7 protein-coding genes are annotated in these 9,249 nt (G+C 54.1%); 4 read left to right on the forward strand and 3 right to left on the reverse strand.

Annotated elements, in window-relative coordinates; genetic code table 11:
• Positions 1–38 precede the first annotated feature (38 nt).
• The 4 genes from groL (at position 39) to THISIDRAFT_RS03565 (ending at position 7,381) form a co-directional block, all read left to right on the forward strand.
• A complete protein-coding gene (gene groL / locus THISIDRAFT_RS03550) occupies positions 39–1,679 on the forward strand; it encodes a chaperonin GroEL (protein ID WP_006786400.1) in 1,641 nt (546 codons plus the stop codon).
• Between the two features lie 175 nt (positions 1,680–1,854).
• Positions 1,855–3,054, forward strand: a complete 1,200-nt coding sequence (locus tag THISIDRAFT_RS03555) for an endonuclease domain-containing protein (protein WP_006786401.1) — start codon at positions 1,855–1,857, stop codon at positions 3,052–3,054.
• A gap of 35 nt (positions 3,055–3,089) precedes the next feature.
• Positions 3,090–4,181, forward strand: coding sequence for a hypothetical protein (locus THISIDRAFT_RS03560; protein ID WP_006786402.1), 1,092 nt, complete (start codon positions 3,090–3,092; stop codon positions 4,179–4,181).
• A 17-nt stretch (positions 4,182–4,198) separates the two neighbouring features.
• The gene (locus tag THISIDRAFT_RS03565; RefSeq protein ID WP_006786403.1) at positions 4,199–7,381 is read left to right on the forward strand and encodes an ATP-binding protein; all 3,183 of its coding nucleotides are present in this window, start codon (positions 4,199–4,201) and stop codon (positions 7,379–7,381) included.
• A 143-nt stretch (positions 7,382–7,524) separates the two neighbouring features.
• Here the strand turns inward: THISIDRAFT_RS03565 and THISIDRAFT_RS03570 are convergent, their stop codons facing one another.
• From THISIDRAFT_RS03570 to THISIDRAFT_RS03580, 3 genes are all read right to left on the reverse strand, one after another.
• Positions 7,525–8,298, reverse strand: coding sequence for a class I SAM-dependent methyltransferase (locus tag THISIDRAFT_RS03570; protein WP_006786404.1), 774 nt, complete (start codon positions 8,296–8,298; stop codon positions 7,525–7,527).
• Between the two features lie 145 nt (positions 8,299–8,443).
• A complete protein-coding gene (locus THISIDRAFT_RS03575; RefSeq protein WP_006786405.1) occupies positions 8,444–8,740 on the reverse strand; it encodes a DUF2442 domain-containing protein in 297 nt (98 codons plus the stop codon).
• Between the two features lie 5 nt (positions 8,741–8,745).
• Positions 8,746–9,033, reverse strand: coding sequence for a DUF4160 domain-containing protein (locus THISIDRAFT_RS03580; protein ID WP_336245395.1), 288 nt, complete (start codon positions 9,031–9,033; stop codon positions 8,746–8,748).
• Positions 9,034–9,249 lie beyond the last annotated feature (216 nt).

Genomic DNA, 9,249 nt, shown 5'->3' on the forward strand with positions numbered 1-9,249 from the left:
ACGCCACGCTTACCCTATAAAATCAAGAGGATTACTCAATGAGTGCAAAAGAAGTTCGTTTTGGAGATGACGCCCGTGCCCGTATGATTAAGGGGGTCAACATTCTCGCCAATGCCGTTAAGGTAACTTTGGGTCCTAAGGGCCGCAACGTGGTGCTGGAAAAATCCTTCGGCGCCCCGACCGTGACCAAAGACGGCGTCAGCGTTGCCAAGGAAATCGAACTGGAAGACAAGTTTGAAAACATGGGCGCGCAGATGGTCAAAGAGGTTTCCTCGCAGACCTCCGATGTCGCCGGTGACGGTACCACGACTGCAACCGTACTGGCACAAGCCATTGTGCGTGAAGGCATGAAGGCCGTAACGGCTGGTATGAACCCGATGGATCTCAAGCGCGGGATTGACAAGGCCGTGATCGCTGCAGTGGCTGAGCTGAAAAACCTCTCCAAGCCCTGCACCGATAACAAGGCCATCGCCCAGGTCGGCACCATTTCGGCCAACTCCGATGAATCCATTGGCCAGATCATTGCCCAGGCCATGGAAAAGGTTGGCAAAGAAGGCGTGATCACCGTTGAAGAAGGCTCCTCGCTGGAAAACGAGCTGGATGTCGTTGAAGGTATGCAGTTTGATCGCGGCTACCTTTCCCCTTATTTTGTCAACAACCAGCAGAGCATGAGCGCCGAGCTGGATGACTGCTTCGTGCTGCTGTTTGACAAGAAAATCTCCAACATCCGCGAATTGCTGCCGGTGCTGGAAGGGGTTGCCAAATCCGGCAAGCCGCTGCTGATCATCGCCGAAGATGTGGAAGGCGAAGCACTGGCAACCCTGGTGGTTAACACCATCCGTGGCATCGTCAAAGTGGTTGCCGTCAAAGCCCCCGGCTTTGGTGATCGTCGCAAAGCCATGCTGCAAGACATCGCCATCCTCACCGGGGGTCAGGTGATCTCTGAAGAAATCGGTCTGTCGCTGGAAAAAGCCAGCCTCGAAGATCTGGGCCGCGCCAAGCGCATCGTGGTCACCAAAGACAATACCACCATCATTGATGGCGCCGGTAGTCACGAAGAAATCAAAGGCCGGGTTGAGCAGATTCGCGCCCAGATCGAAGAAACCACCTCCGATTATGACCGCGAAAAACTGCAGGAGCGCGTTGCCAAACTCGCTGGCGGTGTGGCCGTGATCAAGGTCGGTGCAGCCACCGAAGTGGAAATGAAAGAGAAGAAAGCCCGCGTTGAAGATGCGCTGCACGCCACTCGCGCTGCCGTTGAAGAAGGCGTGGTGCCTGGCGGTGGGGTTGCACTGGTGCGCGCCCTGCAGGCTATCAAAGATCTTAAAGGGGCCAACCACGAGCAAAACCTGGGGATCGACATTGCCCGTCGCGCCATGGAAGAGCCGCTGCGTCAAATCGTCGCCAACTGCGGTGAAGAGCCTTCCGTGATCCTCAACAAAGTGGTGGAAAACAGCGGTAACTACGGCTACAACGCCGCCACCGGTGAATTTGGTGACATGATCGCCATGGGTATTCTGGACCCGACCAAGGTCGCCCGCACCGCGCTGCAAAACGCCGCCTCGGTTGCCGGTCTGCTGATCACCACTGAAGCCATGGTCGCCGAACTGCCCAAGAAGAGCGAGCCTGCCATGCCAGGCGGCGGCATGGGCGACATGGGCGGCATGGGCATGATGTAATCGCCCAGGCACCTCTACGCCAGCCGTGCTGATGCGCATACTGGCGCGGAGTTTGCCCCGCTGCGATGTGGCCGCGCTGGTGGCGACATCGCAGTCAGAACTATGCACAAAGCCGACCCGCCTTCATGGGGGTCGGCTTTTTGTGTTTGTGCTCACCCAAACATGGTGAGATGTGATGGCAATACTGGCGCACCTTGAGGCGCAGCAACAGCAGCGTCAGCGACAAACACCCCGTGTATCGGTGTTGGTAGGGGAAGTGACCGCCGCCAATGCCATATGGGCCGACTGGCATCAACAGCGCGCCCTGCCAGCGGTTTACTGGTCGCTACATCATCCCCGCAGCAGTACCTCGCATTGGCTGGAAACCGTTTTTGCCAGCCACGCCCCCACACAGGCCGCCTGGCGTTATGTGGCGCAGCTCAGTCAGCAAAACCTCCCTGCGTTACAGGCGCAGCTGGGTGCGCAATCGATCTATCAGCGCAAATTATGGTATGAGCACTGGATCAATCTTGATGATCCAGTCTTGGCGGCATTATTACGCGGTCTTTTGGAATCAGCCATGGCTCACACCCCGCCGACACTATTGCAGGCCCTGGGCTGGGTGCATAAATTTCAGCCGTATGGCAGTCCCGAGCAACACCTCATGGCATCGCTGGCAACGCTGATCCCCCAAACACAGCTACCGGGCCTGTTATGGACTGACCTGCCAGCAGACCCGGCGGTATTGAGCCGATGGCTGGAAGGCGCCGCCCGTCTGGCTGAAGCAGTTCCGGCCTTGCCATTGGCCGTTACTCTCTCCGCTACAAGCTATACCCAGTATATGCAGAGTATCCCTGAATCACGCCATAAAGCTCTGATTCGGGAAGGTTATCTACCGCTGGCCCCGCTGGACGCAGCGCGGCCAGACACACCGCCGCCCTCTGTCACCAACATCTTGCGCCATTATCACGTTGCCGAGGGGGTGTGGCATCAGGCCACGGCCTTGCATCAAACGCTGGCAGCAACACCACCGCTGGATGCCGATCGGGCGCGCAGTCAGGCAGAACGCTTTTTATTTAATCTGCTGCAATCCATCCCGGAATTTAAGGATCGCTTTGTGTTGAATGCCCGCCTGCCGATACAGTTTGGTCAGGAGACGATGGAAGTGGATTTTCTGGCTGATCCGCCAGGACTCGTTCTGGAGCTGGATGGCTATTATCACTTTCAGGACGCTGTATGTTATCGACGCGATCGGCGCAAGGACCTCTTGTTGCAACAGCACGGCTATACGGTGGTCCGCTACCTGGCAGAGGATGTGGTTAGCCATTTGGAGGAAATTCTGGCTACAATTCGTCATGCCTTGGTACATGCGCCCGGCAGACCCATTGATAGATAAAGATTTTTTATCAAATACTTATGCGAGGATGCTTTATGGAAACCCCCACCGCCCCACGGCTTGATGTTACCGATCTTATCCGCTTGCGCCTGTTGTGTGCCCCGCCAGAACAGGGTTTGACCTATGCAAACCTAAAAAAAGATCTCAAAGACTGGCTGCCCGCCACACTCCCTTGGCCGCAAACCCTGGATGATCATCTCAAGACCCTGCAGGCCAGCGGTGAGCTCATAAGCCCTGGGCGCGCCCGTTACCTTCTCAGCGAGGCCGCTGTGGCGCAGTCACAACACAAACTCGGGCGGTCAGCGCAGGCAGACCGGCCACGCTGGAATCACTTCAGTCAGGGTGAATTGCAGGCCCTGGCGCTGGGGCTTGAATTTCCGCGCAATGAGGCCGAGCGCAAGCGTTTGCGCAGTGTCGATGGGCTGCGTGCCTTGATTTTGGTCAAGCACTACCAGCTGTCAACCCGCCCTTTTCCGACCTTGACGCAGGCCCGCGATGCCTTGTTGTGGCAGCATCTCAGTCATCCCGACACCGCCATGCGCCTGCAATCCCAGCTTAAGGCGCTGAACACACCGGCTTTTTCTCAGGGGATGCTGATGAAGGTGTTGCTCAACGACCTGCTGGCACCCGGCAATCCGCCAGCTTTGAACTGGCAACCCGCCCTCAATCAACTGGTGGCCAAGTGCATCGGTGCCCGACGTATTGATGCCAGTGAATTGCGCAAGGCGGTGGTGCGCCGCGCCATGACGCCCCCCGCAGAGCTTTCGGCAAGCCCGCCGTCTGCACTCGCAGCGGTATCCAGCCCGCCCTTGAGAGATCGCCTCCCAGCGCCCATTGATCTGGTGCAGTTTGCCCGGGTGGTTATGAATACAGCCCAGCACACTCAGAGCGGGCGCTTTGGCAGGGACAAGATTTTTATCTCCCATGTCTGGGCGCAGTTGTGTCAGCAAGCGGCGCAGTTTGGTCTGGACGAGGCACAGTTTAAGGAATACCTCACCCGTGCCAACAATCAGGGCCTGCTGCGTCTCAGTCGCGCCGATATGGCACATATACTGGATCAGGAAGATGTGGCACGCTCAGAAACCCATTATCTTAATTCCGCCTTTCATTTTATCCATCTGGACTGACTGACAAGGAGTCCGCCATGTCATCACCCAATCCCCATATCCAGGCCCTGCAATCTGCCCAGGCTAGCGATCTATTTCACGGAGTCACCCACCATCATCAGGTTTGGTTGCCTGATCCCTTTGATATCGACTTGATTCATCAGCAGGCGCGGGATGTCTATACCCAGCTCTTGCATCGCGCCAGCAGCCCGAATGGTGCCGATTCCGGCCGGATTTTATTATTGCTAGGTGACTCGGGTGCCGGCAAAACGCATTTAATGCGCGCCTTTCGCAACCAGACGCATCAGCAAAATCTGGGCTATTTTGCCTACATGCAGATGACCACCGAGTCTGATAATTATGCCCGCTATGTGCTGCGCTATACCATTGATTCACTGGATAAACCCTATTACACACCCTGGGGTACCGGCACCGCACTGATGCGCCTGTCAGACAGCCTCATAGAGCACCGCCAGATCCCGCCCAAAGTTCGGGAAATCTTGCGTGATGATCAGAAGCCTATAAAGGGTCGCATTGAGCTGGTTTATCGCATTGCGGATCATTTGCTGAAACACTCGAACCTGCAGCATATTGACCTTGATCTGCTTCGCGCCTTCTTGCTGTTGCAACTGCGCGATCCGGCGATCAATGCCCGGGTCTTTAAATTGCTGCGCTGTGAGACTTTGGCGACCTATGATCAAAACCTGCTCGGTGGTCTGCCGTCCAAAGACGCCCAGGAAGACCCGCCGCGTATGCTCTATGCCCTCGGGCAGCTGATTCGGGCGCTTAATGCCGGTGCCCTGGTGATCTGTCTGGATCAGCTAGAAGATATTCAGAAAATGCAGGATGCAGACAGACGGTTTCGTGACGCAATGAGCCGCGCCGTCAGCTTGGCCGAGATCCCCAACGTGGTGGTAGTGCTTTCATGCCTGACGGATTTTTACACCTTATTGCAGAATAACCTGATACGCACCCACATCGACCGGATTGAACGGGACCCTGCGCCGGTCAAGCTGAATGCAGAGCGTTCGGCAGACGAAATTGCCTTACTGATTGCTCGGCGCCTGGAGGATTTCTGGGACAGACAGAATATAGCAAGCGACCCGCAGCAGCCTTTGTTTCCCTTTAGTCATGCGCTACCCCAGCAGTTGGCGGGTCTGAGAACCCGAGATGTCTTGGAGCATTGCCGCAACTTGCTTCAAGACTCCCCGACGCCGAATACACCGACGCCAACCACGCTGTTGCCCTGCGATCAGAAATGGAACGATCACCGCGCCCAGGCCCATGAAATCCCCCATGAGGATGAGGCCCTGCTGGCCTTATTGCGCGTGGCGATTGAACAGTGTGCTGAGGAATTGCCCGGCGGATACCTGTTTAAGGTCAAGCCACACGGCGAGCGTCTGCGCGTGGATATCTGCGCGGCGAATGGGCAGATCGTGCAGGCGCTGTGCATCCAGTTATGTCAAAAGCCTGCAAGCGGCGGCGCGCTGCAAAAACAGATTGATGAACTGTATGCACAGGCAACGCAAAAGCAAACGGTAGGCACAGCGCAGCAACTGGGCATGGCGCTGGAACACGCTGGCCCACGCATTGCCGTTGCGGTGCGTTCCAGCGAGTTTCCCAGCAATCCCAAAACGCAGATTGCCAAACGCCTGGGACAATTTATCGCCCAAGGTGGGCGGCGGGTTGTTGTGGAAAACTCCGACTGGCGGGAAATGGTGGCCCTGCAATCCTTTCGCCAGCAATATGCACAACACGACTGCTTTGCTACCTGGCTGCAAACCGAAAAACCGCTCAGCCATTTACCCTCCTTGCAGGCGATGCTGGATTTGGCCAGCCTGAGCGTAGCACCCCCGCCGTCTGAGCACACGGCACCCCCGGCGCCTGCCGTTGCACCAACGCCCTCCCCACAACCCCCACCCACGACCCACAACACCGCATCCCCGCCAGCAACATCTGTACCCGGCACACTGTATCTGGGCATGTCTGCTGAATATCAGCCCAAGGCGTTGCAGCTGCCGCTGGAGTCCTTGGTACGCCATGCCGCCTTTCTTGGCGGCTCAGGCAGCGGCAAGACCACGCTGGCGCTGAATCTGATTGAGCAGCTGCTGTTGCAGGATATTCCCGTCATTTTCATTGACCGCAAAGGCGATCTTTGCAGTTACGCCAAGGAACAACGCTGGCAAGCGGCGCTTGCCCCTGAGCGGCTGGCACAGCGAGAGCAGCTCTCCCAGCGTATAGAGGTGGCCGTTTATACTCCCGGAACCTTAGGCTCTCAAGGGCGCGGGCTGAGCATTCCCATCGCACCGGCAGGCTTGGGCGAATTATCCAGTGGCGAACGTCAGCAACTGGCACAACTGTCCGCCGCCGCCTTGAGTGGGCTGCTAGGCTATCGGCAAAGCAATCAGGATCGTCACCGGACAGCCATGTTAGGCCAGGCCATTGCCGTTTTGGCAGAACTTGAACCGCAGCGCCGCTTGAATCTGCAATGCCTGATGGAATTTATCGACCGCCAGGACCCCAGCCTGATTCAGGCCCTGGGCAAGCTGGAATCCAAACACCTCAGCAAACTGGTACAAGACCTGCAGACCCTGAGTTTTACCAACAACAGCCTGTTTATGGCCGAGGCTGAACCGCTGTGTATTGAAAGCCTGCTGGGACGCGGTCAATATCAACGCCCTGGACGCACCCGCCTGTCCATTATCAGCACCGCCTTTTTGGGCAATAACGACAATCTGCTGTTTTGGGTCGCACAGTTCTTACTGGAGCTGGGGCGCTATGCCAGTCATCACCCTGCCTCACGTTTGCAAGCCGCCGTACTGCTTGATGAGGCCGATCTATACCTGCCCGCGCAATCCAAACCGCCCACCAAAGAACCGCTGGAAAGCCTGCTGCGCAAGGCCCGCTCGGCCGGGCTGTCGCTGCTATTGTCCACGCAAAGCCCGGGTGATCTGGATTACAAAGGACGTGATCAGATCGGCACCTGGTTTATCGGCAAGATCAAAGAAGAAAACGCCATCCGCAAGCTCAAACCCATGCTTCAGGACGCCCGGACAGACATCTCCGGTAAACTTGCCGCCCAGGAAACCGGTGCCTTTTACTGGCTCGATGGAACACAGGTTACGGCCTTACAGGCGCAGCGCTCCCTGATCCTGGCCGAACAGATCCCCGCCGATGAAATCCTGCATCTGGCCGCCGCCAGCCGTACACCCGCCCGATAATGCGCACAATGGATATCAAAAAACCACCTGACTATGCCTCAATCAGTAACGCCTGCTTTTTGTATTGAATCTCTCAGGTCATATTCCCCGCCGCTTGCGGCGGGGACGTTAGCTGCTGTAATATACATCGAATATTTATATGCTTAAATTTTCTTTCCTATGTAAAACACATACCCATAATATTCCTTATATTTATTATATAATTCAGCTTCATGTCTTTGGTATCTTACAAGATCTTCAGCTGCTTTATTCCCCGCATATTTTTTCAAAAATAGTTCTTGTGCAGGCACTTGAGGAACATAAAAATTTTCAGTCCAGCAGTTCTCTGGCAAAACAAAAGCAGCCATCGGTATGTATCCAGCTTTTTGCATTTGGCCTATCTTGTTTGCAATAGTATCAATTTCCGGATAAGCATCTTTCCAAAATCTATCAATCTCATCCGGCCTCGTTTCGGTGAACCAGGATGCCTCCGAAACGGCAATAAAACCTCCAGTCTTGAGGAACTTACGCCATTCGTTTATGCCACGCTCAAAGCCGATATTATAGATAGCCCCCTCTGACCAGATCAGATCTAGCGCTTCATTTTCAAAGGAAAGATCGTCCATTGTACCAACAATGCCTGCCACTCTATTCTGGAGATTTTTCTTTCGGGCACTGTCGTTGAAAATGTCAATAAAGTCGGCAAACAAATCAATGCCAGTGATATGCCCTGACGTGTGTTCCGCCAGCACCATTGTCTGACCACCTGTTCCGCATCCTATATCGGCTATTTTTGATTCACTTGTAAGGTTATCAATAAAACTCAAAGCTTTTGCGGTTACATCGGGACTCCCGGGCCCTTGTCGTTCTATGCTCGAAAAATACTCACAGATCAATTTAAAGTCAAATTCGTGTATTGATTTATCTGTCTGGCTCATATTTCTTACCTATCCTCTTTTATTAGCGGCATTAGCAATAAACTAAACGCAACAAGCTGTTGACACGATTAAAATATTTTTAATTGCTTTGTTTTCTTACAAAATTCCTTAGAGATTCATCACGCACAAAAATTTTTATGTGCGCTTAACATCCAAGCTCACCAACGGCAATGGGGGCAGCGGAATTGCCGTTCGAGTGCAGCGCCTTGTTAGGCACAATATGTTCTCGCAAAAACTCTGGTGCAAAATCTGCTCCATTTGTCCATGACAATGTATGCCCCTCGATTTTGAACGATTTAAAAAATTGAATATCTTTTAACGGCTCGAATATTTCTCCATACAACTCAGATGAAAGATCGATTTCTCCTTGCGCGCCATCATTAAATGATAGCCATATTTTATAGCCATTTATATACTTAGCATCTTTTACATGGATAAACATGAAATTTACTCCAACGGCTCAATTTTCGATAGTGGTTTTCTATTCATGGCTGCCTGCCAATTTGCCATGAGTTCATCTTGGTGTAAAACGTACCAATCAAGTACTGCACTCAAAGCTCTCCTTGGAAATCTTCCAGTTACAACGCCTGTTTCAATATCTACGGTAATCTCATACTCTCCATATTCAGCATGAAAATGCGCGGGGGCATGTTCACGAATATGCATTCGTATGATGATTCCGAGGAATCGGCTTATCTCCGGCATATGCTCTCTTCCTTTTTTGCCCAATGCCATCCTCAGCCGCCGTGAGCGAAGCGAGCAGTCGAGCTGGAGGCCATTGTTGTACGCCCGACATGGGCATGAACTGATGGGGCGAAAGTCCTCTGTAGGAGTACCTGTGTATATAGTAGTCAGTAATGGGTGAGACACGGTGAGAAGGCCCGAACCTCCGGCAACAAGAGAGACCCGCGTGTCTCAACGAACGTAATGCGCACAACCGGCTGAAACGGC

The organism is Thiorhodospira sibirica ATCC 700588 (genome assembly GCF_000227725.2).
Lineage (GTDB): Bacteria > Pseudomonadota > Gammaproteobacteria > Ectothiorhodospirales > Ectothiorhodospiraceae > Thiorhodospira > Thiorhodospira sibirica.